Source organism: Streptomyces sp. NPDC030814 (genome assembly GCF_055572155.1).
On record NZ_JBVIDX010000021.1, the window covers coordinates 39,246 to 65,060 of the forward strand.

Sequence of the window (25,815 nt, forward strand, 5' to 3'; positions counted from 1 at the left end):
GGAGCTGAAGTCGACGATCAACACCATGGTCGACCAGCTCTCCGCCTTCGCCGACGAGGTCACCCGCGTCGCCCGCGAAGTCGGCACCGAAGGCAACCTCGGCGGCCGGGCCCAGGTCAGAGGCGTCTCCGGAGTCTGGAAGGACCTCACCGACAACGTCAACTTCATGGCGGACAACCTGACCTCCCAGGTCCGCAACATCGCCCTCGTCTCCACGGCGGTCGCCCAGGGCGATCTCGGCAAGAAGATCACGGTCGAGGCGAAGGGCGAGATCCTGGAGCTGAAGTCGACGATCAACACCATGGTCGACCAGCTCTCCGCCTTCGCCGACGAGGTCACCCGCGTCGCCCGCGAAGTCGGCACCGAAGGCAATCTCGGTGGTCAGGCCCAGGTCAGAGGCGTCTCCGGAGTCTGGAAGGACCTCACCGACAACGTCAACTTCATGGCCCTGAACCTGACGTCCCAGGTCCGCAACATCGCCCAGGTGACGACCGCCGTCGCCAACGGCGACCTCTCCAAGAAGATCACCGTCGACGCGCGCGGGGAGATCCTCGAGCTGAAGGACACCGTCAACACGATGGTGGAGCAACTGCGGGCGTTCGCCGACGAGGTGACGAGGGTCGCCCGCGAGGTCGGCACCGACGGGCGGCTCGGCGGGCGCGCCCAGGTGCTGGGCGTGTCCGGTGTGTGGCGGGATCTGACCGACAACGTCAACTCCATGGCCGACAACCTGACGTCCCAGGTCCGCAACATCGCCCAGGTGACGACCGCGGTCGCGAACGGCGACCTCTCCAAGAAGATCGACGTGGACGCGCGCGGCGAGATCCTCGAACTGAAGACCGCCATCAACACCATGGTCGACACCCTCTCCTCGTTCTCCTCCGAGGTCACCCGGGTCGCCCGCGAGGTCGGTTCGGAGGGCCAGCTCGGCGGTCAGGCGCGGGTCGAGGGCGTGTACGGCACCTGGAAGCGCCTCACGACGAACGTGAACGAGCTCGCGCTCAACCTGACCACCCAGGTCCGCGCCATCGCCGAGGTGGCCTCGGCCGTGGCCCAGGGCGACATGTCCCGCTCGATCACGGTGGAGGCGCGCGGCGAGGTCGCCGAACTGAAGGACAACATCAACCTGATGGTGGCCAACCTCCGCGAGACGACCCGGGCGAAGGACTGGCTGGAGTCCAACCTCGCCCGCCTCGCCGCCCTGATGCAGGGCCACCGCGATCTGATGGAGGTCGCCGACCTGATCCTGCGTGAGCTGACGCCGCTGGTGAAGGCCCAGTACGGCGCCTTCTACCTGGCCGATCCCGACCAGGACGGGGCGGCGCTGCGCACGGTGGCCCCCGGCAAGGGCCTGGCCTTCATCGCGGGGTACGGGTCGGCGCAGGACGCGACGGTCGAGACCGGCGGCCTCCCCGTGCACGGACTCGTCGCCCAGGCGGCCCGCGAGAAGAAGCGGATCCTGGTCGAGCAGACCCCGCCCGACTACATCAAGATCAACAGCGGCCTCGGGGAGGCCGCCCCGTCCAGCGTGGTCATCATCCCGATCCTGTTCGAGGACAAGCTCCTCGGCGTGATCGAACTCGCCTCGTTCTCCCGTTTCTCGGACGTCCACCTGGCGTTCTTCGACCAGTTCGTGAACACCATCGGCGTCGCGATCAACACCATCATCGCCAACTCCCGCACGGAGTCCCTGCTCGGCGAGTCCCAGCGCCTGGCCATGCAGCTCCAGGAACGCTCCGACGAACTCCAGAAGCAGCAGGCGGAGCTCCAGCGCTCGAACGCCGAACTGGAGGAGAAGGCGGCCCTGCTCGCGACCTCCTCCCAGTACAAGTCGGAGTTCCTGGCGAACATGTCGCACGAACTCCGCACACCCCTGAACTCACTGCTCATCCTGGCACGCCTGCTCTCGGACAACCCGGACGGCCATCTCTCCGACCAGGAGGTCCAGTTCGCGTCGACGATCCACCGCTCGGGCTCCGACCTCCTCCAGCTGATCAACGACATCCTGGACCTGTCGAAGATCGAGGCGGGCCGGATGGACGTACGCCCCAAGCGTCTCCCGCTCATCAAGCTGCTGGACTACGTCCACGCCACCTTCCGCCCGCTGACCCTCGACCGGGGCCTGGCCTTCGAGGTCACGGTCGGCGAGGACGTACCGCGCGAGATGTACTCGGACGAGCAGCGGCTCCAGCAGATCCTGCGCAATCTGCTCTCCAACGCGATCAAGTTCACCGCGTCCGGCCGGGTCGAGCTGACCGTCGGCCGCGTCAAGGATCCCGAGCACCGCCACGTCCGCGAGGACACCGACGAGGTGATCGCGTTCGCGGTCTCCGACACCGGCATCGGTATCGCGCCGGAGAAACTGCCGGTGATCTTCGAAGCGTTCCAGCAGGCCGACGGCACCACGAACCGCAAGTACGGCGGCACCGGCCTCGGCCTGTCCATCAGCCGGGAGATCGCTGGTCTGCTGGGCGGCCGCATCGTCGCCGAGAGCATCCCCGGCAAGGGCTCGACGTTCACGCTGTACGTGCCCGTCGTCAGCCCCGGCCACGCGGCGACCGGCACCGCCGAGACGCCGGCCGCGCTGATCCCCGACCAGCTCACCGCCGAGCCCTACCCGGCCGCCCCCGAGGACGACACCTGGCCCGCCCCCACCAAGCTGGAGGCGTGGCAGGCGGGGCGCGCGGGCCAGATCCTGCCCGGCCGCCGGGTGCTGATCGTGGACGACGACATCCGCAACGTCTTCGCGCTCACCCATGTCCTGGGCCGCGTCGGCATGCCGGTCCTGTACGCGGAGAACGGCCGGGAGGGCATCGAGACCCTGGAGCGCAATCCGGACGTGGAACTGGTCCTGATGGACATCATGATGCCGGAGATGGACGGCTACGAGACGATCTCAGCCATCCGTCGCACGCCCCGCTGGGCCGGTCTGCCCATCGTCGCGCTGACCGCGAAGGCGATGCCCGGCGACCGCGAGAAGTCCATCGCCCGGGGCGCCAACGACTATGTACCCAAGCCGGTGGACGTCGACCAGCTGCTCACCGTGGTGTGCGCCGTCCTGGACCCGGAGGGCGCCGAGCCGTCGCCCGAGAAACACACCGAAGAGAACGAGGCATCCTCACCATGACCACTCAGGACCGGACCGACGGATGCGCGGGCATCCTCCTCGTCGACGACATGGAGGACAACCTGATCGCGCTGGAGGCCGTCCTGGCATCGCTCAACGAGCCGCTGGTACGGGCCCGTTCCGGCGAGGAGGCCATGAAGGCCCTCCTCCGGCAACGCTTCGCCGTCGTCCTCCTCGACATCCGCATGCCCGGTATGGACGGTTTCGAGACCGCAGCCAACCTCAAGCGCCTCGACCAGACCAAGGACGTCCCGATCATCTTCCTCACCGGAACGGACGCCGAGATGGGCTACGCCTTCCGCGGCTACGCCACCGGCGCCGCCGACTATCTGACCAAGCCCTTCGACCCCTGGGTCCTGCGCGCGAAGGTCAGCGTCTTCCTGGAGCTGGACCGCAAGACCCGCCGGCTGGAGACACTGCGGGCACGGCAGCAGGAACAGGCGGAACAGGTCGCTTCCCGCCTGACGGCTCTGGAGAAGCAACTGTCCGAGGAGTCCCCGGACCTGACGGAGGTCCGTATACAGGTGCAGGACCTCCGGGCCCTGATAACGAAGGACCCCACCGGCTGACCTGAAGGGGCGCGGGGAACTGCGCGACCGGTCACCACGTACCCGCTGCTGACAACGGCCCGCAGTCCCCCCGGTTTTCGAGCGGAGCGCTACTTCTCCCGAGTGCCCGCGTACATCTCGTCGATGAGGTGCTGGTACTCCTTCTCCACCACCGGCCGCTTCAGCTTCAGGCTCGGCGTCAGCTCACCGTGCTCGACATCCAGATCCCTCGGCAGCAACCGGAACTTCTTGACGGTCTGCCACCGCTGCAACCCCTGGTTGAGCTGGGTGACGTACCCCTCGATGAGCTCCACCGTGGCCGGCGCCGCGATGACCTGCTCGTACGACTTACCCTCCAGGCCGTTCTCCTTGGCCCAGCCGAGGATGGCCGGCTCGTCGAGCGCGATGAGGGCCGTGCAGAAGTTGCGGTCCGCGCCGATGACCATGACGTTGGACGTGAAGGGGCACAGCGCCTTGAACTGGCCCTCGATCTCGGTCGGCGCGATGTACTTGCCGCCGGACGTCTTGAAGAGGTCCTTCTTGCGGTCGGTGATCCGCAGGTACCCGTCCGGCGACAGCTCACCGATGTCACCGGTGTGGAACCAGCCGTCCGGCTCCAGGACCTCGGCGGTCTTCTCCGGCAGCCCGTGGTAGCCCTCCATGATGCCGGGGCCGCGCAGCAGGATCTCTCCGTCGTCCGCGATACGCACCTCGCAGCCGGGCAGCGGCTTGCCGACCGTCCCCGTGCGGAACGCCTCGCCCGGGTTCAGGAACGACGCCGCGGAGGACTCGGTCAGGCCGTAGCCCTCCAGGATGGGAATGCCCGCGCCGGCGAAGAAGAAGCCGATCTCGGGTGCCAGCGCCACCGAGCCGGAGATACAGGCGCGCAGCCGCCCGCCGAACGCCTCACGCAGCTTCTTGTAGACCAGCGCGTCGGCGACCTTGTGCTTGGCCCCCAGCCCGAACGGCACGGACGCGGTGCCGGTGCGGCGGAAGTTGTCCTGGCTGACCTTGGCGTACTCGCGGGCGACACCCGACGCCCACTGGAAGATCCTGTACTTGGCGGCGCCTCCCTCGCGGGCCTTCGCGGCGACGCCGTTGTAGACCTTCTCGAAGATGCGCGGCACGGCGGCCATGTACGTCGGCTGCACGACCGGCAGATTCTCGATGATCTTGTCGACGCGGCCGTCGACGGCGGTGATGTGCCCGACCTCGATGTGACCGGACAGCAGCACCTTGCCCATGACGTGCGCGAGCGGCAGCCACAGGTACTGCACGTCCTCCGCGCTGAGCAGGCCGGTCGCGGCGATGGCCTTGCCCATGTACGCCCAGTTGTCGTGCGGGAGGCGCACGCCCTTGGGGCGGCCGGTGGTGCCGGAGGTGTAGATGAGGGTGGCGAGCTGGTCCTTGGTGATCGCCCCGACCTTCTCCTTGATCAGGTCGGGCTTCTTCTCCAGGTACGCGGCGCCGCGCTTCTCCAGCTCCGCGAGCGACAGGACCCAGTCCTCCGAGAGATCGGCGCCCTCGGGGTCGATGACGACCACATGGGTCAGCTCGGGCAGCTCGGCCTTCTTCTCCCGGGCCTTGTCGAGCTGCTCGGCGTTCTCCGCGATGAGGATCTTGCTGGCGGAGTCGGACAGGATGTACGCCGACTCCTCGGCGTTGGTCGACGGGTAGATCGTCGTGTTGGCGGCGCCGGCGCACATGATGCCGAGGTCGCACAGGATCCACTCGATCCTGGTGGCGGAGGCGAGCGCGATGCGCTCCTCCGGCTGCACGCCCAGCTCGACCAGCCCGGCCGCGATGGCGTCGACCCGTGCGGCGGCCTCCGCCCAGGTCATCGGCTTCCACTCGGAAGGTCCCTGGCCGGAGGCCGGCGGCACCGGGTAGCGGAATGCCTCGGCGTCGGGCGTGGCCGCCACGCGCTCCAGGAAGAGGGCCGCCATGGACGGCGGGCGGTTCTCGATCAGGGTCTGTGTGTCGCTCACGACATCCTCCGGGGCCCGCGACAGTGCGGCAGGGGCAGCATGGACTGCGCGGCTGGCTCAAAGCGGCTGTTGTTTAACTCGCGAGTAACTATCGAGTGGTGATCAGGGTAGAGCGAGGTTGGCTGGTTCGTAAGGGGCGGCGGGCCGTCACTTTCCACCGAGAACGACCGTACGAGCACGAGGCCCCGACACCCCGAAGACATGCGGGCCCGCCGCGCCGAAACGCGACGGGCCCGCATTCTGCCCAGGTTTCCGGAGGTAACAACGGCCACCGCCGGGAGCTGCGGCGATCGCCGCAGGTGGCTATTTCTTGCCCTTGGCGCCGCCGGCGCTGTCGTCGCTGGACAGTACGGCGATGAAGGCCTCCTGCGGAACCTCCACAGAGCCCACCATCTTCATCCGCTTCTTGCCCTCCTTCTGCTTCTCCAGCAGCTTCCGCTTCCGGGAGATGTCACCGCCGTAGCACTTGGCGAGGACGTCCTTGCGGATGGCGCGGATGGTCTCGCGGGCGATGACCCGGGAGCCGATGGCGGCCTGGATCGGCACCTCGAAGGCCTGCCGCGGGATCAGCTCGCGCAGCTTGGCGACGAGCCGCACCCCGTACGCGTACGCGGCGTCCTTGTGGGTGATCGCCGAGAAGGCGTCCACCTTGTCGCCGTGCAGCAGGATGTCGACCTTGACGAGGCTGGAGGTCTGCTCGCCGGTGGGCTCGTAGTCGAGCGAGGCGTAGCCGCGGGTCTTGGACTTCAGCTGGTCGAAGAAGTCGAAGACGATCTCGGCGAGGGGCAGCGTGTAGCGGATCTCGACCCGGTCCTCGGACAGGTAGTCCATGCCGAGGAGCGTGCCGCGCCGGGTCTGGCACAGCTCCATGATCGAGCCGATGAACTCGGTCGGCGCGAGGATCGTGGCGCGTACGACGGGCTCGTACACCTCGTTGATCTTGCCCTCGGGGAACTCGCTCGGGTTGGTGACGGTGTGCTCGCTGCCGTCCTCCATGACGACCCGGTAGACCACGTTGGGCGCGGTCGCGATCAGGTCGAGGCCGAACTCGCGTTCCAGCCGCTCCCGGATCACATCGAGGTGCAGCAGCCCGAGGAAGCCGACACGGAAGCCGAAGCCGAGCGCCGCGGACGTCTCCGGCTCGTAGACGAGCGCGGCGTCGTTGAGCTGGAGCTTGTCGAGGGCCTCACGCAGCTCCGGATAGTCCGAGCCGTCCAGCGGGTACAGACCGGAGAAGACCATGGGCTTGGGGTCCTTGTAGCCGCCGAGCGGCTCCGTGGCCCCCTTCTGCTGGCTGGTGACGGTGTCACCGACCTTGGACTGGCGGACGTCCTTCACGCCGGTGATGAGGTAGCCGACCTCACCGACGCCGAGGCCGTCGGCGGACAGCATCTCCGGTGAGTTCGTCCCGATCTCCAGCAGCTCGTGCGTGGCGCCCGTGGACATCATCTTGATGCGCTCGCGCTTGTTGAGCTGCCCGTCGATGACACGGACGTACGTGACCACGCCCCGGTACGAGTCGTACACCGAGTCGAAGATCATCGCGCGGGCCGGGGCGTCCTTGACGCCGACCGGGGCGGGGACCTGGGCGACGACCTTGTCGAGCAGCGCGTCGACGCCGACGCCCGTCTTGGCGGAGACCCGCAGCACGTCGTCGGGGTCGCACCCGACGAGGTTGGCGAGCTCCTCGGCGAACTTCTCCGGCTGGGCGGCGGGCAGGTCGATCTTGTTGAGGACCGGGATGATCGTGAGGTCGTTCTCCATCGCCAGGTACAGGTTGGCGAGGGTCTGCGCCTCGATGCCCTGCGCGGCGTCCACGAGGAGGATGGTCCCCTCGCAGGCGGCCAGCGACCGTGACACCTCGTAGGTGAAGTCGACGTGCCCGGGGGTGTCGATCATGTTGAGGATGTGCGTGTTGCCCGGATCACCGGTCGGCGCCCAGGGCAGACGCACCGCCTGGGACTTGATCGTGATGCCGCGCTCACGCTCGATGTCCATGCGGTCGAGGTACTGAGCACGCATCTGCCGCTGCTCGACCACACCGGTCAACTGGAGCATCCGGTCGGCGAGCGTGGACTTGCCGTGGTCGATGTGCGCGATGATGCAGAAATTGCGGATCAGAGCCGGGTCGGTACGGCTCGGCTCGGGCACATGGCTAGGGATCGCGGGCACGCAGGGTCCTGATTCTTGAGGCGTCCGCAGCCGTCTGCGGTCTCGGGTCGGATCTAGCGGGTCTGTACGAACGGGGTCTACCGGGTCTATGCGTAGGCTCCATGGTCCCACGGGCGCGGGGCTGGGGCGGGTTTGGGCCACTCGCGCAGCCACTGGTAGCCTGGGTGGCTGTGTCTCATGCCCTCTCTGCAGGAGGCACATCCCAAGGAAAACCAAGTGGTGCCCGGGGCACGCAGGCTCTGCATGTCCTCGGTCGCCGGTAGCTGAAAAGGCTCATTCGTGGCGAACATCAAGTCCCAGATCAAGCGGAACAAGACCAACGAGAAGGCGCGCCTTCGCAACAAGGCCGTCAAGTCGTCGCTCAAGACCGCGATCCGCAAGGCCCGTGAGGCCGCTGCCGCGGGTGACGTCGAGAAGGCCACCGAGTACCAGCGCGCTGCCGCGCGTCAGCTCGACAAGGCCGTCTCGAAGGGCGTCATCCACAAGAACCAGGCCGCCAACAAGAAGTCGGCGCTTGCTTCCAAGGTCGCTTCTCTCAAGGGCTGAGCTTCACCTTTGATCTGACCGTCGGACGGACCCAGAGCGGGCCCTCTCTCATCCGCTCCCGCCCGGCACCCCCGGACCTGCACGCGGCCTGCGTTCGCCACGCGGGTGCAAGTCCACCATCGTGACCGAGGGCCCCGCCCGTCGCTCCCTTCCCCAGGGACGACGGACGGGGCCTTCGCGTTGTCCGTACGCGTTGTGCCTACGTGCGCGTCGGGTGGCTCACCCGCGGCGGGACCGCGCCGCCCGGGCGATCGCTACGACCGCTTTCTCCAGCGCGTACTCGGGATCGTCCCCGCCGCCCTTGACCCCGGCATCGGCCTCCGCGACGGCTCGCATCGCCACGGCGACCCCTTCCGGCGTCCACCCCCGCATCTGCTGCCGCACCCGGTCGATCTTCCAGGGCGGCATGCCCAGCTCCCTCGCCAGATCCGCCGGCCGGCCGCCGCGCGCGGACGACAGCTTCCCGATCGCCCGGACGCCCTGTGCCAGCGCGCTGGTGATCAGCACCGGCGCCACACCGGTGGACAGCGACCACCTGAGCGCCTCCAGCGCCTCCGCCGCCCGTCCCTCGACGGCCCGGTCGGCCACCTCGAAGCTCGACGCCTCGGCCCGCCCGGTGTAGTACCGCCCGACCACGGCCTCGTCGATGGTCCCCTCGACATCCGCGACCAGCTGTGACGCCGCCGATGCCAGCTCCCGCAGGTCGCTGCCGATCGCGTCGACCAGCGCCTGGCACGCCTCCGGTGTCGCGGACCGCCCGAGCGTCCGGAACTCCCCCCGCACGAACGCCAGCCGCTCCGCGGGCTTCGTCATCTTCGGGCAGGCCACCTCCCGCGCCCCCGCCTTGCGCGCCGCGTCCAGCAGCCCCTTGCCCTTGGCGCCGCCCGCGTGCAGCAGCACGAGGGTGATCTCCTCGGCCGGGGCCCCCAGGTAGGCCTTCACGTCCTTGATCGTGTCGGCCGACAGATCCTGCGCGTTGCGCACGATCACGACCTTCCGCTCGGCGAACAGCGACGGGCTCGTCAGCTCGGCGAGCGTGCCCGGCTGCAACTGGTCCGAGGTGAGGTCGCGCACATCGGTGTCGGCATCGGCGGCCCTGGCGGCAGCCACCACCTCCTGCACAGCCCGGTCGAGCAGCAGCTCCTCCTGCCCCACAGCGAGGGTGACAGAAGCGAGGGGATCATCATGAGCGGTCTTCTTGGCCATCACGCACAGCATCCCACGGGGCACCGACAACCAGCACCGGCCGCGCACTGCGGGCCAAGGTCACCCCCTGCAACGGGCCAGGCCACCCCTCGGGGCGGGCAGGTCCGACCGGGCGCGATGCGCACGACAGGGAGCCCGAGCACCCCAGCCGGCCGCCCACAACCCCGCCCCCAGCCCCGCCCCCGCCCCCGCCCCCACGGCTCATGCCCCTACGGTTCCTCCCGCCATCCCTCCCACTCACCCGCGAACTCGTCCAGCGCCACCGGGTCGAGCCGCTCGCCCTCGTCCCGCAGCACCAGCAGCCACTGCGCGTCCTCCGCGTCGTCCTCGCCGGCCAGCGCGTCCCGCACCAGCTGCGGTTCCTCGTTCACCCCGAACCGCTCCCCGAGCGCCTCCGCCGCTTCTTCCGCGGCCTCACGATCAGGCAGCACCAGCACATGTCTCACATCGCTCACGCCCTCATTCTCCGCGACCCGCCCAGCGCCCCCGCCCGGCTGTCAGCCGCCGGGCCTGCCCTGCGGCGCCCGCCGCACCTCCGGCACCCGGCCCAACTCCATCCCGAACCGCTCCCGGTACACCGCCAGGACCTCCTCGTCCGTCCCCAGCTCGGTCACCTCCCTCTCGCCCTCCGCGGATGTGACCGTGAGGGTGCGGCCGCTGAGCGTGATCCGCCCGCCCGCGTCGCCTACCCGTGAGCAGACCAGCGACTGGGTGAAGTGCGAGGCCGGCGAGGTGCTGTGCCACCAGGCCCCGGCCACGAAGTCCCCCAGCATCCGCGGCCGTACCTCCAGCCGGTACTGGGGCTTGCCGTCCCGCAGCACGTCCAGGTCCCCGAACTCCCGCGCCCCGCTCTGCCGGTCCGCCTCCACCACCCGGAACGTGCCCACCGGATCCTCCTGCTCCCCTCTCCCTCCGAACTCCAGCGGATAGTGGCTGTTCGTCCCGAACCCCACGTCGGCGAGCCAGTCGCCCCCGTCCACCGTCCGCACCCGCAGCGCGAGATGGTCGTACGGGATGCCCAGTCGCTTCCCGTCGCCGTAGACCCGGGCCGCGAGCAGCGTCACGTCGAAACCCAGCGCCGCGAGCATCGCCCCGAACAGCCCGTTCAGTTCGTAGCAGAAGCCACCCCTGCGCTCCCCGACGATCTTGTCGAGCAGTCGCTTCTCCTCCAGCACGATCTCCTCCCCGAGATGGATCGAGAGGTTCTCGAACGGCACCGTCCGCAGATGGCGCAGGTGCAGTTCACGCAGTACGTCGACGGTGGGCCAGGCCGGGTGCTCGGCTCCGATGCGGCGAAGGTAGGCGTCAAGCTCTGCGGTATCCATGACCTCAGTCTCTCGCCACCAGCAGCTCCTCGGCCGTACCCGCGACGGCGATCGCGCCGTCCTCGTCCGTACGCAGCACCGTGGCGCCCCCGGCCCGCAGCGCGCCCACCGTGCTCGGCGCCGGGTGGCCATAGGGGTTGTCGGCGCCCACGGAGATGAGTGCCAACCTCGGGGCCAGTGCGCGTATCAGGTCCGGGTCCTGGTAGGCCGACCCGTGATGGGCGACCTTCACCACGTCCACCGCTGCCAGCTCCGCTGCCGCCGGTGATCTCGACAGCTCCCGCTGCGCGGGCGGTTCGAGATCGCCGAGCAGCAGCAGGGTCAGCCCGGCCGAGCGGACGAGCATGGTCACGCTGGCGTCGTTCGGCCCGTCCGGGGTGGCCGCGTCGCCCGGCGGCCACAGCACCCGCCACGCGAGGCCTCCCGTCCGCCGTTCCTGTCCGGCGACGGCGCGGGTCACCGGAATCCCCCGGGCCGCCGCCTCCCTGTGCACGAACTCGGCCTGGTCCGCGGGCTCCTGGAAACCCGTCGTCTCGATCGCCCCCACCGCACGCCCCCGCAGCACCCCCGGCAACCCGGCCACATGGTCGGCGTGGAAGTGGGTGAGGACCACAAGGGGAACCTCGGTGATGCCGAGAGCCGTCAGACAGCGGTCCACCAGCACCGGATCGGGGCCTGCGTCCACGACCACCCCGCTGCCGTCACCCGCCGCCAGCACGGTCGCGTCGCCCTGCCCGACATCGCACATCACGAACCGCCAAGCGGGCGGCGGCCACCCCGTGATCACTCTGGTCAGCGGCGGTGGCTGCACCACGGCCAGCAGGAACACCACCAGGCAGACCGCCACCAGCCACGGGCGGCCGACGACCCGCCGCCCGACGCACACCGCCGCCACCGTCACGAGGGCCAGCAGCGCCGCGCCCGTCCAACTGCCCGGCCAGTCCACGCCCGCTCCCGGCAGCGCCGCCCCTGTGCGCGCGATGTCCGCGATCCATCCGGCGGGCCAACCAGCGCACCAGGCGATGCACTCGGCCACGGGCATCGCCACCGGAGCCACCGCCAGCGTGGCGAACCCGAGCACCGTCGCCGGTGCCACGGCGAACTCCGCCAGCAGATTGCACGGCACCGCCACCAGGCTCACCTTCGCCGACAGCACCACCACGACCGGCGCGCACACCGCCTGCGCGGCTCCCGCAGCCGCCAGCGCCTCGGCAGGCCGCGGCGGCACCCCGCGCCGCTGGAGCGCGGCGCTCCACCGCGGAGCGAGCGTGAGCAGGGCCCCGGTCGCCAGGACGGACAGCAGGAAGCCGTAACTCCGGGCGAGCCACGGGTCGTACAGCACCAGCAGCAGGACTGCCGTCGCCAGCGCGGGGATGAGGGATCTGCGGCGCCCCGTCGCGATGGCCAGCAGCGCGATCGACCCGCAGGCCGCCGCCCGCACCACGCTCGGTTCCGGTCGGCACACGATCACGAAGCCGAGCGTCAGCGCACCGCCGACCAGCGCGGTCGCCCGCAACGGGATCCCCAGCCGGGGCGCCGGCCCGCGCCGTTCCGCCCGCTGGGCCAGTCCCGGCGGGCCGATGAACAGGGCGAGGAGAATGGTGAAGTTGGCCCCGCTGACGGCCAGCAGATGGGTGAGGTCGGTCGCCTTGAACGCCTCCTCCAACTCCGCCGGGACCCGCGCGGTGTCCCCCACGACGAACCCCGGCAGCAACGCCCGTGCATCCGCGTCCAGCCCGTCCGTCGCCCTTCGCAGCCCTTCCCGCAGCCGCCCGGCGAACCGCTGCGCCGTACTCGCCCCTGCCACCACCTCCGGCGGCCTGCCCCCTCGCACCCGCAGCACCGCCGCGACCCGGTCTCCCCCGGCCAGGGCCGGCACGGCCTGCGCGGCGACCCGCACCCGCGTCGACGGCAACAGGGTGAGCCAGGGCGAACGGCCCGTTTCTCCCGCGGACGACCGCCGTCCCACGTCGACGATCACCAGCACCGGCGTCCGTGTGTCCACGACCACCCCGTCCGGCCCCTTCACCCTGCGGATCTCGGCCTGGAGGAGCACGGCCGTCGGGGCAGCGTGGTTGCCCTTGATGCGCGGACGGGTGAGCCGGGGGTCGGACGTCAGCTCGACCTCGGCGGTGACATGCGTGTACCGCTCCGCCAGCCCGGGAACCGGGCCACGACGCAGATCCGCCCCGTGCAGCCCCGCAGAGGCGGCCGACGCGGCGACACACAGCAGCACGGCGGCGACGGCCACCTTCGTCCCCGCGGGACACGACGCCGGTTGATCCGGCACCCGCCTCACACGAGACTCCCGCCTCACACGAGACTCCCGCCCGGCACGAGGCCCACGTCCGGCCCGAGAGGCCGCGACGAGCAGCGCCACCCCCACGACCAGGCAGACCGCGACCACGCCGACGACCCACCTGGGCGAGGCGTGCACCATCAGCGCCGCCGTCCCCCACGCCGCCAGCGCCGGTGGCACAAGACGCAGATCCGTCGGGCCCTCCTGTCGCGGATGGGCGACGCCGAGCCGGTGCCCGGAGGCCGCGTGCACGGTCGGACGGCACGGAGCCGCCCGTACCCCGGTACGCGCCTCGCCGGACACCGGTACCCCTGTCCCGGGCGCCCTCATGGCCGTACGAGGTTCCGCAGGTCGGCGAAGCGGCGGTCGCCGATGCCGTTCACCTCGCGCAGTTCGTCGACCGACCGGAAGCCTCCGTGTTGGGTGCGGTAGGCGATGATGTGCTGCGCGAGGACGGGGCCGACCCCCGGCAAGGTGTCGAGCTGCTCCGCGGTGGCGGTGTTGAGGGAGACGGGCGTCGTGGGAGCCGTCCCGGCGGCCGTTCCCCCGGTTCCGGCCCCGGCCGCACCGGTGCCGCCCGCGCCCGGCCCCGCACCGGCGCCTGTCCCCGCCCCCGGTGCCGGGCCGCCGACCAGCACCTGTTCGCCGTCGACGAGGAGGCGGGCTCGGTTGAGTCCGTCGGTGTTCGCGCCCGGCCGTACTCCGCCCGCGGCCCGAAGCGCGTCGGCCACACGGGAGCCGGCCGGCAGCCGTTGGATGCCCGGGCTGCGGACCTTGCCGCTGACGTCCACGACGATCGAGGGCCCGGCCGTGGAAGCGCCGGCCCCGGTCGAGGCCCCCGGACCACCGCCCTCCTCGCCGAAGGACACCGCCGGAGCCGACGCAGCCGACGCAGCCGACGGGCCTCCTGCCCGCACGACCTCGGGAGCGCTCACCGGTTGGGTCCGGCCGGTCCAGAAGTGCTGCCCCGCGAACACCGCGGCGACGACGAGCACGACGCTCAGCGCGATCACGCTCTTGCGTTCGATGCCGCACCGCACCTGCAACCACAACGGCAGCCGCTCCCGCACAGCCGGCCCGACCCGCTCCCGCCAGCCGTCTCTCACCTCACCGGCGAGGGCATCACCGTCATCGGCGAGGGCATCACCGTCACCAACGCGCTCAGCACGGCCACTGACGCGCATACCGCGGGCGCCATCACCCCGGGCGCCATCACCGCCACCGGCGCCGGGCGGGTGCCGCAAGTCCTCGGCCCCGCCCAGCGACTCATCGTCCGCCCCATCCGCACGCACCCCACCGGAACCCTCGGACCTCCCACCCCAGGCCTCGCCGGCCCTGGCATCTCCATCCCAGGCATCCCAGGTATCACCAAAGTCCCCGGCATCCCCGGCCCCGACAGCCACCCCGCCCCGCCGCCCTCGCGGCGGCCCATGCCCCAACTCCCGTGGCCCGGCCGTCCTCTCCGGGAAGAGCGCCTCCGCGCGGAGCCTCAGCGTCTCCGCCGAGGCCTGGTGGCGCCCGACACGGCCCCTCGGCCGCCGAGGGCGGTTCCGCGTGCGGCCGTCGGAGGACGGACCTCGCCCCGGCCCACTGGTGACTGTCGCTGTACGTGAACGTGATCGCAGTGCCATGCGACGAGGATCGGGCAACACCGCACATCCGCGATGATCTTGCTCAATTCCCGTGGATTACTCACCAGTTGTGGATAAATCGATCACCCACATGAGCGACAAGGACCATTGACGGCAACCCGCCGCCCCTCACCGGGGCGAGACGACCGCCGCCAGCAACCCGGGCCCGGTGTGCGCCCCGATGACCGCTCCGACCTCGCTCACATACAGATCGGCGAGCCCCGGCACCCGCGCCCGGAGTCGCTCCGCGAGTGCCGACGCCCGCTCGGGCGCGGCGAGATGGTGGACGGCGATGTCGACCGGCGCCCCACCGGCCCGCTCGGCGACGATCTCCTCCAGACGGGCGATCGCCCTGGACGCCGTGCGCACCTTCTCCAGCATCTCGATGCGGCCGCCGTCGAGCTGCAGCAGCGGCTTCACCGCGAGCGCGGAGCCGAACAGTGCCTGCGCCGCGCCGATCCGGCCGCCGCGGCGCAGATAGTCCAGGGTGTCGACGTAGAAGAACGCGGACGTACCCGACGCCCGCTTCTCGGCGGCTGTGACGGCCTCGTCCACCGTGCCGCCCGCCTCCGCGGCCTCGGCGGCGGCCAGGGCGCAGAACCCGAGGGCCATCGCGACCATCCCGGTGTCCACCACGCGCACGGGCACGGGTGCCTCGCGCGCCGCGAGCACGGCGGCGTCGTACGTACCCGAGAACTCGGCGGACAGGTGGAGCGAGACGATGCCCGTGGCGCCCGACTCGGCCACCTTGCGGTAGGTCTCCGCGAACAGTTCGGGGCTGGGGCGGGAAGTCGTGACGGACCGTCTCTTCTGCAGTGCCTGGGCCAGGGAGCGGGCCGAGATCTCGGTCCCCTCCTCGAGCGCCTGGTCGCCGAGGACCACGGTCAGCGGCACCGCGATGATGCCGTGACGCTCCATCGCCGGCGGCGGCAGATAGGCCGTGGAATCGGTGACGATCGCGACATGGCGGGACATGAGCTGGAGGTTACCCGCCAAGTCCCCTCGACGGCAGCCCGGCCCCGCCGACCACCGCACCACACCGCCGGCCCACTGCGCACCTCATCAAGTCGTGCTCTCCGGGCGCGGCTTCTTCTGCCACGGATACGTCGGACGCGGTCCCGGCGGGGTGATCGCTGGCCGGGGTGGTTCCTCGGTGCTGCGGGACCCGGGGGTTCGGGACCCGGGGGTCTCCTGCCACGTCTGTCCGCCGGAAGTGGTCGGCTCGGGCTTCGGCGCCTCGGGCCAGACCTGCGCCGGCTCGGTCGGATCGGTCGTCCAGTGCCGCAGCGCGCCCGCCTCGACGTCGATCTGCGCGCTGAGGGTCTCCAGGTCGTCCTCGGCGAACTTGCGGGCCCGGTCGTGCGCCGCCCAGCGCAGGGCGTCGGCCGACTTGATGATCTTCTCCGTGCGGACACGCAGGTCGGGCAGCCGCTGGGCCAGCTTCGCGCGGTCCGGCTCCGGCTCCAGCCGCTTGAGCTCGTCGTCCAGCTCGCGGCCGTGCCTGCTGAGCTGCTGGAACAGGGCGAGGGACTCCTTGAGCGACTCGTCCTCGCCGACGCCCGCCTGGAGCGCCTCCTGGGTGGCCCGCATCGAGGTGCGCAACCTCAGGCGCAGGTCGGCCAGTTGGCCGACGGGGCCCGGTTGGGCGAGACTCCGGGCGCGCAGGGTGGTGTCCTCGACCGTCCGCTTGGCCTGCGTGAGCGTACGGTCCACGCCGCGCTTGGCCGCGCCGACCGCCTTCACCGTGGCGTACGCGCCGAGCGCCACGCACAGCACGAAGAGCAGGGCGACGATTGCGATCACGGCTTCCACGGCGCGCTCCTCCTTCGACCGGCACGCCACATACTGCGGCGCTCTTCCACGGTAAACGCAACGGGCAGGTCCACAGTTCCATCAGAACCCCGAACCTGCCCGTAAGGGATCACCCGGACCGGCCGCACGAAGTCACTCCGGCCGCGCGGACTCAGTCCGGCCGCAGGACCTGGCTCCGCCCGCACGACCTCAGTCCGCCCGCACGACCTTGCTCCGCCCGCACGGCCTCGCTCCAGCCGCACGGCCTCCGTCGAGGCCGTGCGGAGCCCGGGCCGCCCGCGGCCTCCCTCACAGCAGCCGGGGCAGAGAACCGACACCGCCCCACGACGACGGCCATGCCCCTGCCCCCACCGCTGCCCGTCACACGACGATGTTGACCAGCTTCGGCGCGCGGACGATCACCTTGCGGATCGGCGCCCCGGCCAGTGCCGCGACCACCTTCTCGTCTGCCAGGGCCACCTTCTCCAGCTCCTCGTCGGAGATGGCCGGCGGGACCTCCAGACGGGCCTTGACCTTGCCCTTGATCTGGACGACGCAGGTGACGGCCTCGTCGACGGTGTACGCCGGGTCGGCGACCGGGAAGTCCCGGTGGACGACGGAGTCGGTGTGGCCCAGCTTGCGCCACAGCTCCTCAGCGATGTGCGGGGCCAGCGGCGCGACCAGCAGGACCAGGGCCTCGGCGACGGACCGCGAGACCGGGCCGCCCGCCTTGGTCAGGTGGTTGTTCAGCTCGGTGACCTTGGCGATCGCGGTGTTGAAGCGCAGGCCCTCCAGGTCCTGGCGCACGCCGTCGATCACCTTGTGCAGCACCCGCAGGGTGTCCTCGCCGGGCTCGGTGTCGACGACCGTGACCTCACCGGTCGCCTCGTCGACGATGTTGCGCCACAGCCGCTGCAGCAGCCGGAACTGGCCCACGACCGCGCGCGTGTCCCACGGCCGGGAGACGTCCAGCGGGCCCATCGCCATCTCGTACAGACGCAGCGTGTCGGCGCCGTACTCCTCGCAGATGGACTCCGGGGTGACCGCGTTCTTCAGGGACTTGCCCATCTTGCCCAGCAGGCGGCTGACCTTCTCGCCCTGGTAGTAGAACGCGCCGTCGCGCTCCTCCACCTCGACGGCCGGCACCGCGAAACCACGGCTGTCGCGGTAGACGAACGCCTGGATCATGCCCTGGTTGAACAGCTTGTGGAACGGCTCGGCGGACGAGACGTACCCCAGGTCGTACAGGACCTTGGACCAGAAGCGCGCGTACAGCAGGTGCAGCACGGCGTGCTCGGCACCGCCGACGTACAGGTCGACGCCGCCGTGCGGACGGCCCTCGCCCGGGCCCATCCAGTAGCGCTCGATCTCGGGGTCGACCATCTGCCGGTCGTTGTGCGGGTCCAGGTAGCGCAGCTCGTACCAGCAGGAACCGGCCCAGTTGGGCATGGTGTTGGTCTCGCGCCGGTACTTCCGGGGGCCGTCGCCCAGGTCCAGCGTGACGTTGACCCACTCCTCGTTGCGCGACAGCGGCGTCTCGGGCTGGGTGTCGGCGTCGTCCGGGTCGAAGGTGCGGGGCGAGTAGTCCTCGACCTCGGGCAGTTCCAGCGGCAGCATCGACTCGGGCAGCGAGTGGGCGACGCCGTCCTCGTCGTAGACGATCGGGAAGGGCTCGCCCCAGTAGCGCTGACGGCTGAACAGCCAGTCCCGCAGGCGGAAGTTGACGGTGCCCTGGCCGATGCCGGACCGCTCCAGCCACTCGGTGATGCGCGCCTTGGCCTCGACGACGCCCAGGCCGTCCAGACGGACGCCCTCACCGGTGGAGTTGACGATCTTCGCGTCGTACGACACGAAGGCGTCGTCCCAGGTCGACGTGTCCGTGCCCCGGCCGTCCGTCGGCTCGACGACACAGGTGATCGGCAGCTCGAAGGCGCGCGCGAACGCGAAGTCACGTGAGTCGTGCGCCGGGACGGCCATGATCGCGCCGGTGCCGTAACCCATCAGGACGTAGTCGGCGATGAAGACGGGGATCTTCTCGCCGTTGACGGGGTTGGTGGCGTAGGAGCCGATGAAGACGCCGGTCTTGTCCTTGGCCTCGGCCTGGCGTTCGACGTCGGACTTCGAGGCGGCCTGGGCGCGGTAGGCGGAGACGGCCTCGCCGGGGGTGGCGTGACCGCCGGTCCACACGTCGTGGGTGCCCTCGGGCCAGACGGCCGGGGTGAACTTCTCGACCAGCGGGTGCTCCGGGGCCAGCACCATGTAGCTCGCGCCGAACAGCGTGTCGGGGCGCGTGGTGAACACGGTGATGTTCTCGCCGTCGATGGGGAAGTCGACGCGGGCGCCCTCGGAGCGGCCGATCCAGTTGCGCTGCTGCAGCTTGATGGCCTCGGGCCAGTCCAGCTCGTTCAGGTCGTCCAGCAGACGGTCGGCGTACGCGGTGATGCGCATGTTCCACTGGCGCAGCTTGGCCTTGAAGACGGGGAAGTTGCCGCGCTCGGAGCGGCCGTCGGCGGTGACCTCCTCGTTGGCCAGTACGGTGCCCAGGCCGGGGCACCAGTTGACCGGCGCGTCGGACGCGTAGGCCAGGCGGTACTCGCCCAGGACGTCGGCGCGTTCGGCGGCGCTCAGCGTGTTCCAGGAACGCCCGCCGGGCACGGCGCGCTCACCCGACTCGAACTGGGCGACCAGCTCGGCGATGGGGCGGGCCTTCCTCGCCTCGTCGTCGTACCAGGAGTTGAAGATCTGCAGGAAGATCCACTGGGTCCACTTGTAGTAGTCCGGGTCGATCGTGGCGAACGACCGGCGCTTGTCGTGGCCCAGGCCCAGCCGGCGCAGCTGGGACTTCATGTTGGTGATGGCGGCCTCGGTGGTGACCCGGGGGTGCTCGCCGGTGGCCACGGCGTGCTGCTCGGCGGGCAGGCCGAAGGCGTCGAAGCCCAGGGTGTGCAGGACGTTGTGGCCGGTCATCCGCTGGTAGCGGGCGAAGACGTCGGTGGCGATGTATCCGAGGGGGTGGCCGACGTGCAGACCCGCACCCGAGGGGTACGGGAACATGTCCATGATGAACTTCTTGGGCCGGACGGCCAGCTCGGGGTCGCCCGCCAGGTCACCCTTGGGGTTCGGTGCCGCGTAGGTGCCCTCGGCGTCCCAGAAGTCCTGCCAGCGTGCCTCGATCTCGGCCGCGACGGCGGCCGTGTAGCGGTGCGGCGCGGCATCCACCGATGCACCTGTGGCAGCGGGGTTCGTCTCGCTCATGATCCTCAAAGCTCCATCGATCGTCTCTGCCAGCGGTATGTGTCGTCCGGAAACGAAAAATCCCCTCGCACAGGAGGGGACGCCGCGCCGATTCCGACCACGCCGTTCATCGGCGGTCGGGACTGATCAGCGCGGCTCGCTAAGCAGAAGGCGTACGGCACGCATGGGCTCAGGGTACCCCAGGGTCCACAGCCGCAGCGACGAGGTTCCACGCCATCGACGGACGGGACCAGCGGTGTGTCAGCCATGCGATCCGGCCAAAAAAGTTGAACGAAGTTCAAATCTTACTTCGCGTAACAACCACTAAGGGACATCACAGATGTGAGATTGGCCCTTGATAACAGCGCAATAACTCAAACCACCTACTGCTCGGTTTGGCACCACTTACAGTTCGACGACGGGACCGCTTTCCCGAACTGTTCGGAGTTGCCCCCATGAACCCTCGTCGCAGTAACAGCTCGATGCCCCAGACCGGCCGTTCGGCCTATGGGATCGCGACCGCTGCCGCTTTGCTGCTGATACCCGTAAGTGTGCTGGTCGGAGGTGACGCGTACCGGGAGTTCCTCGACTTCGGCGCGGGCGTTCTCTCCCTCGTGTCGCTGACCCTCTCGGTGCTCTGGGGGCTCGTCGCCCAGGACCGGACCCTGCTCAGCGTGCGCCAGCGGATCATCGGCCAGGCCGTCCACCGGACGACCGCCATCGCGGCCGTCGCGTTCCTGGTCCTGCATGTCACCGTCAAGCTGGCACTGGACCACGTCTCCGCGATCGCCCTGTTCCCCTTCGCCCTCGGCGTGACGGGCACGGGCGCGCTCATCGGCTTCGGCGCGACCGCTGGATCCCTGATGATCTTCGTCGCCATCACCGGCGCGCTGCGCAGCAACTTCGCCTCGCCGGCCGAGACCGCGGCACGCTGGCGGACGATGCACATGATGGCCTACCCGGCCTGGTGTTTCGCGCTCGTCCACGGACTCTACGCGGGTCGCGAGGCCAAGCCGATCTTCGTGACCCTCTACTCGCTGGGCCTGGTCGCAGTGGCCGCCGCGCTCCTGCTGCGGGCGGCCCCCCGTTCGGTCAAGCGCCAGGTCGTCGAGCGCATCACGGCCATCCTGGGCACCGACGGCCAGCGTCCCCCCGAGGTCGAGGAGCTCGTCAAGTCCCGGGCCGCCCGCCAGGACCCCGGCGGGCGACGCGAGGACGGACCGCGCGAGTCCCAGAAGCGGGACACCGGGCAGTTCCCGCTGCCGGGCTTCGGCGGCCAGGCCCCGAACCCGGCCCTGGGCGACACCCTGGTGCCCCCGCCGCGCACGGCGGCGTCGGCGTCGGCCGACAGCGGCCCCGGTTTCGCGGCGGCGTACCGCGCCGTGTCGATGACACCGCGCGCCGCGGAGCCCACGGCGCCCTACCTCACCCAGCAGCAGCCTCCGCTGGACATGCAGCTCACGCAGGCCATGCCCCGTCTGGACGACGGTCCGGCCACGGGCACGCGCTGGCCGTCCCCGTCCCCGCCGCCGGTCGGCGAGGCGCCGCCGTCGGCGTACGACCCGCTGCAGGACACCTTCGCCGGGCAGCCGCTCGGCGGCCAGACGCTCGGCGGGCAGGCGTACCCGGGCCAGACGTACCAGGGCGAGGCGTACCCCACGGGGGTCCCGGAAACTTCCTACGGAACCGCTGAGACGAACACCCCCTACGGCACGTACAACCCGAACGACACGTACAACAGCGGTCCCGCCACTGAAACGCTGCCCGGATACGACCAGCCGGGCTCAGGCGAACCCTGGAACGCGCCTTCCGGAGGCTTTAAGTGAACGAGGCCCTTCCCGACGTCCCCGAAGTCCGTGTGGTGGGGCTCCCCCAGCTCACCTCGGGCTTCGACCTCGTCGAGAGACTCGATCTCCCCATGCACCTGAAGGTGCACGGTCCGCTCGAACCGATGGGCGGGGAGCAGTTGGCCCAGCTGTCCGAGCGGATCAATCTGAAGGGCAGGGGCGGCGCGGGCTTCCCGTTCCACAAGAAGCTGCGCTCGGTCGCCGAGTCGGCGATCAAGCGCGGCATCCGGCCGGTCGTGGTCGTCAACGGCAGCGAGGACGAACCCGCCTGCCGCAAGGACACGGTGCTGATCAACCGTGCCCCGCACCTCATCCTGGACGGCGCCCTGCTGGTCGCGGAGGCCCTGGGCGCCCGCCAGCTGGTCGTAGGGGTGACACGTGAATCCACCCAGCGGTCGATGGAGGCCGCCCTCGCCGAGCGGGGCCTCGGCAACCGGCGCGGCGCGGCCATCCGCGCGAGCGTGCAGCGCAACCCGGTCCGCATGGTCACCGGCGCGGCCGCCTCACTGATCCGTTCCATCGACGGAGGCCCGGCCATCCCGCCCGGCCGCAAGACCAGCGCGTCCAAGAGCGGTGTCGGAGGCGCGCCGACCCTGCTCTCGAACGCCGAGACCTTCGCCCAGCTCGCCATCGGCGCCCGCATCGGCGCCGAGCGGTACGGCAACACCGGTCTGTACGACGAGCCGGGCACCGTGATGCTCACCGTCTCCGGCGCGGTCGCCCGCCCCATGGTGATCGAGGCCCCCACCGGCGTGCCGCTGCGCTACATCCTCCAGCTCGCCGGCGCGCCGCCGGTCCCGCAGGGCGTGCTGACCGGCGGCTACCACGGCAAGTGGATCGACGCGGCGACGGTCAACGAGGCGGTCGTCTCCCGCAACTCCCTGGACGCGGTGGGCGGTGCGCTCGGCGCGGGCGCGATCCTGCCGATCAGCCAGGACACCTGCCCGCTCGGCGAGTCGCTCCAGGTCGCCAAGTGGCTCGCCGAGGAGAGCGCGGGGCAGTGCGGCCCCTGCTATCTCGGTCTGCCGGCCGCCGCGCGTGGCATGGAGGACATCCTCAACGGCGGTGGCCCGGCGGCCCTGGAGGCCCTCAAGCAGGTCGCCAAGAACGTCAAGCGCCGCGGGGCGTGCTCGCACCCCGACGGCTCCGCGATGTTCCTTGAGTCGACCATCAAGGCCTTCACCGACGACCTCGCCGCCCACGTCCTCGGCAACGGCTGTGGACGGCCCGTGGAAGGTGTCCTGCCGCTGTTCGAGGGCGGCAGGGCCCCCACGGGCATCCCGGGTGGCGCCGGCCAGGAGGAGAGCGGCGCCAGCCGACAGAAGATCTTCGTCGACTGGACGCTGTGCCGGGGCCACGGTCTGTGCGCCGACATCCTCCCGGAGGTCTTCCAGCTGGGCGCCGACGGCTTCCCCACCGTCGCCCAGGCGAAGGTCCCGCAGTACGCCGAGGCCAAGGCGCTGCGCGCGGTACGGCGCTGCCCGGCGCTGGCCCTGCGCATCGAGGAGGACACCCGGGGCAACGCCCCGTCCCGCAACCTCCCGGTCCTCTCCCAGGGCCGGGGCCGGCGGGCCCTGGGCAGCGGTCGCTGAGTACCTGAGCACACGGAAGGGCGGGTCACCCCGGTCGGGGGCGGCCCGCCCTTCTGCTTACCCACGGCCGCCCTCGCACGTACCCTCGGCGGCTGTCGCACGCACCCGTGGCCGCCCTCGCACGTACCCTCGGCGGCTGTCGCACGGCCGCTCCCGCACGTACCCTCGGCCGCTGTCCCACGCACCCGTGGCCGGCGTCGCACCCACCGACGTCGTACGGCCCCAACAACGCGAAGACCCCGTCCACTTGGACGGGGTCTTGTCTGTGGAGCTAAGGAGAATTGAACTCCTGACCTCCTGCATGCCATGCAGGCGCTCTACCAACTGAGCTATAGCCCCTTGCGGTTTTCGCCGGGTTCCCCCGGCGACGACGCCAACATTACCGGTCCCCCGCGCTGACCACCAAATCCTTTCCGACCGGTGCACCCTATGGGTGATTTGCTAGGTTATGTCCGTCGAATCGAGGGCGGCCGAACCGCCGCCTCCGCACTCGCCGTTCGCGTACCGCACCACAACGGCGTCGAGTTGGCGTCCTGCCGCTCAGGCGGTCACGAACGAGTAGAAACGCTTGAGCGTGCAGTGCTCTTCGAGGAGCCGGCCGTAGATCGGCTCACCCTCCAGCTCGCGGTACGTCTCGATCGGGTCGCCTTTTATGATCAGCGCCCGTGCGCATTCCTCGCACCAGTACTGGTAGTCGGCGTTGACGGGTTCCATGTCGCGGACGATCGGCGTGCCGCTGCCGCACCAGTCGCATTTCCTCCTGTGTGCGCCCATCGATCAGCTCCAGCTGTGGCCGCAGGCCGTGCACACGTAGGAAATACCTCCGTTGTCACCGAGTACTTGGGCAACGTGGAGCGAGCCGCAGGAAGGGCACAGGAGGGTGGTCTTGCTCCGCATCACCACAGCGGCGGTGAGGTCGTGGACCTTCCCGCGGATGCTCGCAGGCATCGCTTCTCCCTCCCGTCGGGCCGCGCCCCCTTCCGGCCGTTTGATTCTGCCACGGCCGGACCAATACGGTCAGCGACGCCTTCGTACCAGTCCGGACACGCGGCAGGAAAGAAGGTCGTCCTCAGAGGTATACGCCTCCGGGGCGCCGCGCACTCAAGGAGGTCACGGATCTCACACGAAAAATCCCGTCCCCTGCCGGGAACGGGATCTTCTGTCCGATGTGTGGAGCTAAGGAGAATTGAACTCCTGACCTCCTGCATGCCATGCAGGCGCTCTACCAACTGAGCTATAGCCCCTTGCCCCATGCGGCCGAGGCCGTATGGTGTTTCGCCCCGCTCGGCGGGGCGAACAAGAAGAACTCTAGCCTGCGACCAGCCGGAAAGTGAAATCCGGCCCCCGGCCCCGCTGCCGGGGCCTTCCGCGGCCGCTCAGTCGTCGTCGCCGAGCACCGGCTCCGGGAGGGTGCCGGCGTTGTGCTCCAGCAGGCGCCAGCCGCGGGCGCCCTCACCGAGGACGGACCAGCAGCAGTTGGAGAGGCCGCCGAGGCTCTCCCAGTGGTGCGGCTCCAGGCCGAGGAGGCGCCCGATGGTGGTGCGGATGGTGCCACCGTGGCTGGTGACCACGAGCGTGCCGTTCTCCGGGAGCTTGTCGGCGTGCCGGATCACCACCGGGGCGGCGCGGTCGGCGACCTCGGTCTCCAGTTCGCCGCCACCGCGGCGGACCGCCTCACCCCGCTTCCAGGCGCCGTACTCCTCGCCGTACCGGGCGATGATCTCGTCGTGCGTGAGGCCCTGCCAGACGCCCGCGTACGTCTCCCGCAGGCCCTCGTCGAGCGAGACCTCCAGGCCGGTGAGGGCGGCCAGCTCGGCGGCCGTCCGCGCGGCGCGCCGGAGGTCGGAGGCGACGATCGCGTCGGGCTTGAGGGAGGCGAGCAGCCGGGCGGCGCGGCGGGCCTGACCGAGGCCGGTCTCGGTCAGCTCGACATCGGTGGTGCCCTGGAAGCGGCGCTCCACGTTCCACGAGGTCTGGCCGTGCCGCCACAGGATGATCCGGCGCCCGCGGCCTCTGCGGTCCGCCGCGTCGACCCCCGCGGTCACCGCAGTTCCCCGCCCAGCTCGGCGGCCTCCTCGGCGGCCTGCAGCTTCGCGTGCTCCTCGGCCCTGCCCTTGGTGGCCTTGGCATCGGCGGGCAGCTCCAGCTCGGGGCAGTCCTTCCAGAGCCGCTCCAGGGCGTAGAAGACGCGCTCCTCGCTGTGCTGCACGTGCACGACGATGTCGACGTAGTCCAGCAGCACCCAACGGGCCTCGCGGTCGCCCTCGCGGCGGACCGGCTTGGCGCCGAGCTCCTTGTTCAGCCGCTCCTCGATCTCGTCGACGATCGACTTGACCTGGCGGTCGTTGGGCGCGGAGGCGAGCAGGAAGGCGTCCGTGATGGACAGCACATCACTGACGTCGTACGCGATGATGTCGTGCGCGAGCTTGTCGGCGGCCGCCTGCGCGGCGGTGTGGATGAGCTCGAGGGAGCGGTCGGTGGCGGTCACTACGTGGCTTTCCGTCGGCGG

General features: G+C 70.4%; 19 protein-coding genes and 2 tRNA genes. 5 read left to right on the forward strand and 16 right to left on the reverse strand.

Annotated elements, in window-relative coordinates:
* Both ACZ43N_RS32370 and ACZ43N_RS32375 read left to right on the forward strand, forming a co-directional pair.
* A partial coding sequence (locus tag ACZ43N_RS32370; RefSeq protein ID WP_468102610.1) for a HAMP domain-containing protein occupies positions 1-3,127 on the forward strand: 3,127 nt, incomplete at its 5' end.
* Positions 3,124-3,696, forward strand: coding sequence for a response regulator (locus ACZ43N_RS32375; RefSeq protein WP_468102611.1), 573 nt, complete (start codon positions 3,124-3,126; stop codon positions 3,694-3,696). The genes ACZ43N_RS32370 and ACZ43N_RS32375, both read left to right, overlap by 4 nt.
* 89 nt (positions 3,697-3,785) lie before the next feature.
* On the opposite strand, the gene ACZ43N_RS32380 is transcribed toward ACZ43N_RS32375, so the two are convergent.
* Together ACZ43N_RS32380 and lepA are read right to left on the reverse strand one after the other, a co-directional pair.
* Positions 3,786-5,663 carry an AMP-dependent synthetase/ligase gene (locus ACZ43N_RS32380; protein ID WP_468102612.1) on the reverse strand — a complete coding sequence of 626 codons (1,878 nt, stop codon included), beginning with the start codon at positions 5,661-5,663 and terminating at the stop codon, positions 3,786-3,788.
* A gap of 303 nt (positions 5,664-5,966) precedes the next feature.
* Positions 5,967-7,835, reverse strand: a complete 1,869-nt coding sequence (gene lepA, locus ACZ43N_RS32385) for a translation elongation factor 4 (RefSeq protein WP_468102613.1) — start codon at positions 7,833-7,835, stop codon at positions 5,967-5,969.
* 279 nt (positions 7,836-8,114) lie between these two features.
* Here lepA and rpsT point away from each other — a divergent pair, with 279 nt between their 5' ends.
* Positions 8,115-8,381 carry a 30S ribosomal protein S20 gene (gene rpsT / locus ACZ43N_RS32390; protein WP_033525839.1) on the forward strand — a complete coding sequence of 89 codons (267 nt, stop codon included), beginning with the start codon at positions 8,115-8,117 and terminating at the stop codon, positions 8,379-8,381.
* Between the two features lie 219 nt (positions 8,382-8,600).
* Here the strand turns inward: rpsT and holA are convergent, their stop codons facing one another.
* From holA to leuS, 8 genes are all read right to left on the reverse strand, one after another.
* Complete coding sequence (gene holA, locus ACZ43N_RS32395) at positions 8,601-9,587, reverse strand: DNA polymerase III subunit delta (RefSeq protein WP_468102614.1); 987 nt, start codon at positions 9,585-9,587, stop codon at positions 8,601-8,603.
* A 209-nt stretch (positions 9,588-9,796) separates the two neighbouring features.
* Positions 9,797-10,042, reverse strand: a complete 246-nt coding sequence (locus ACZ43N_RS32400) for a hypothetical protein (RefSeq protein ID WP_468102615.1) — start codon at positions 10,040-10,042, stop codon at positions 9,797-9,799.
* A gap of 42 nt (positions 10,043-10,084) precedes the next feature.
* Positions 10,085-10,912 (reverse strand): arylamine N-acetyltransferase family protein, encoded by an 828-nt coding sequence (locus ACZ43N_RS32405; protein WP_468102616.1) that lies wholly within the window; start codon positions 10,910-10,912, stop codon positions 10,085-10,087.
* A 4-nt stretch (positions 10,913-10,916) separates the two neighbouring features.
* A complete protein-coding gene (locus ACZ43N_RS32410; RefSeq protein WP_468102617.1) occupies positions 10,917-13,463 on the reverse strand; it encodes a ComEC/Rec2 family competence protein in 2,547 nt (848 codons plus the stop codon).
* A 74-nt stretch (positions 13,464-13,537) separates the two neighbouring features.
* Positions 13,538-14,473, reverse strand: coding sequence for a ComEA family DNA-binding protein (locus ACZ43N_RS32415; protein ID WP_468102680.1), 936 nt, complete (start codon positions 14,471-14,473; stop codon positions 13,538-13,540).
* Positions 14,474-14,971: 498 nt separating this feature from the next.
* Positions 14,972-15,817: a DegV family protein gene (locus ACZ43N_RS32420; RefSeq protein ID WP_468102618.1), complete on the reverse strand. Its 846-nt coding sequence runs from the start codon at positions 15,815-15,817 to the stop codon at positions 14,972-14,974.
* Between the two features lie 87 nt (positions 15,818-15,904).
* Positions 15,905-16,654 carry a hypothetical protein gene (locus ACZ43N_RS32425; RefSeq protein ID WP_468102619.1) on the reverse strand — a complete coding sequence of 250 codons (750 nt, stop codon included), beginning with the start codon at positions 16,652-16,654 and terminating at the stop codon, positions 15,905-15,907.
* Positions 16,655-17,014: 360 nt separating this feature from the next.
* Positions 17,015-19,888, reverse strand: a complete 2,874-nt coding sequence (gene leuS, locus ACZ43N_RS32430; protein ID WP_468102620.1) for a leucine--tRNA ligase — start codon at positions 19,886-19,888, stop codon at positions 17,015-17,017.
* 434 nt (positions 19,889-20,322) lie between these two features.
* On the opposite strand from leuS, the gene ACZ43N_RS32435 reads away from it, so the two are divergent.
* Entirely contained in the window at positions 20,323-21,693 is a 1,371-nt protein-coding gene (locus ACZ43N_RS32435) for a cytochrome b/b6 domain-containing protein (RefSeq protein WP_468102621.1), read from the forward strand.
* Positions 21,690-23,306, forward strand: coding sequence for an NADH-ubiquinone oxidoreductase-F iron-sulfur binding region domain-containing protein (locus tag ACZ43N_RS32440; protein ID WP_468102622.1), 1,617 nt, complete (start codon positions 21,690-21,692; stop codon positions 23,304-23,306). The genes ACZ43N_RS32435 and ACZ43N_RS32440 overlap by 4 nt, the downstream gene beginning before the upstream one ends.
* Before the next feature lie 266 nt (positions 23,307-23,572).
* Here ACZ43N_RS32440 and ACZ43N_RS32445 read toward each other — a convergent pair.
* From ACZ43N_RS32445 to rsfS, 6 genes are all read right to left on the reverse strand, one after another.
* Positions 23,573-23,645: transfer RNA gene (locus ACZ43N_RS32445), tRNA-Ala, on the reverse strand.
* 201 nt (positions 23,646-23,846) lie between these two features.
* Positions 23,847-24,080, reverse strand: coding sequence for a hypothetical protein (locus ACZ43N_RS32450; protein ID WP_005479297.1), 234 nt, complete (start codon positions 24,078-24,080; stop codon positions 23,847-23,849).
* Between the two features lie 3 nt (positions 24,081-24,083).
* Positions 24,084-24,254: a hypothetical protein gene (locus tag ACZ43N_RS32455; RefSeq protein WP_468102623.1), complete on the reverse strand. Its 171-nt coding sequence runs from the start codon at positions 24,252-24,254 to the stop codon at positions 24,084-24,086.
* 223 nt (positions 24,255-24,477) lie between these two features.
* A tRNA-Ala gene (locus ACZ43N_RS32460) sits at positions 24,478-24,550 on the reverse strand.
* Positions 24,551-24,682: 132 nt separating this feature from the next.
* Positions 24,683-25,351: a histidine phosphatase family protein gene (locus ACZ43N_RS32465; protein WP_468102624.1), complete on the reverse strand. Its 669-nt coding sequence runs from the start codon at positions 25,349-25,351 to the stop codon at positions 24,683-24,685.
* Positions 25,348-25,794 carry a ribosome silencing factor gene (gene rsfS / locus ACZ43N_RS32470; protein ID WP_468102625.1) on the reverse strand — a complete coding sequence of 149 codons (447 nt, stop codon included), beginning with the start codon at positions 25,792-25,794 and terminating at the stop codon, positions 25,348-25,350. The genes ACZ43N_RS32465 and rsfS overlap by 4 nt, the downstream gene beginning before the upstream one ends.
* Between the last annotated feature and the right edge of the window lie 21 nt (positions 25,795-25,815).

Excerpts from the sequence above, each read along its gene's own strand:
- ACZ43N_RS32420 (WP_468102618.1), bottom strand. The coding sequence starts at position 15,817 with ATGTCCCGCCATGTCGCGATCGTCACCGATTCCACGGCCTATCTGCCG.
- holA (WP_468102614.1), bottom strand. The coding sequence starts at position 9,587 with ATGGCCAAGAAGACCGCTCATGATGATCCCCTCGCTTCTGTCACCCTC.
- ACZ43N_RS32405 (WP_468102616.1), bottom strand. The coding sequence starts at position 10,912 with ATGGATACCGCAGAGCTTGACGCCTACCTTCGCCGCATCGGAGCCGAG.
- ACZ43N_RS32455 (WP_468102623.1), bottom strand. The coding sequence starts at position 24,254 with ATGCCTGCGAGCATCCGCGGGAAGGTCCACGACCTCACCGCCGCTGTG.
- ACZ43N_RS32450 (WP_005479297.1), bottom strand. The coding sequence starts at position 24,080 with ATGGGCGCACACAGGAGGAAATGCGACTGGTGCGGCAGCGGCACGCCG.
- leuS (WP_468102620.1), bottom strand. The coding sequence starts at position 19,888 with ATGAGCGAGACGAACCCCGCTGCCACAGGTGCATCGGTGGATGCCGCG.
- ACZ43N_RS32435 (WP_468102621.1), top strand. The coding sequence starts at position 20,323 with ATGAACCCTCGTCGCAGTAACAGCTCGATGCCCCAGACCGGCCGTTCG.
- ACZ43N_RS32375 (WP_468102611.1), top strand. The coding sequence starts at position 3,124 with ATGACCACTCAGGACCGGACCGACGGATGCGCGGGCATCCTCCTCGTC.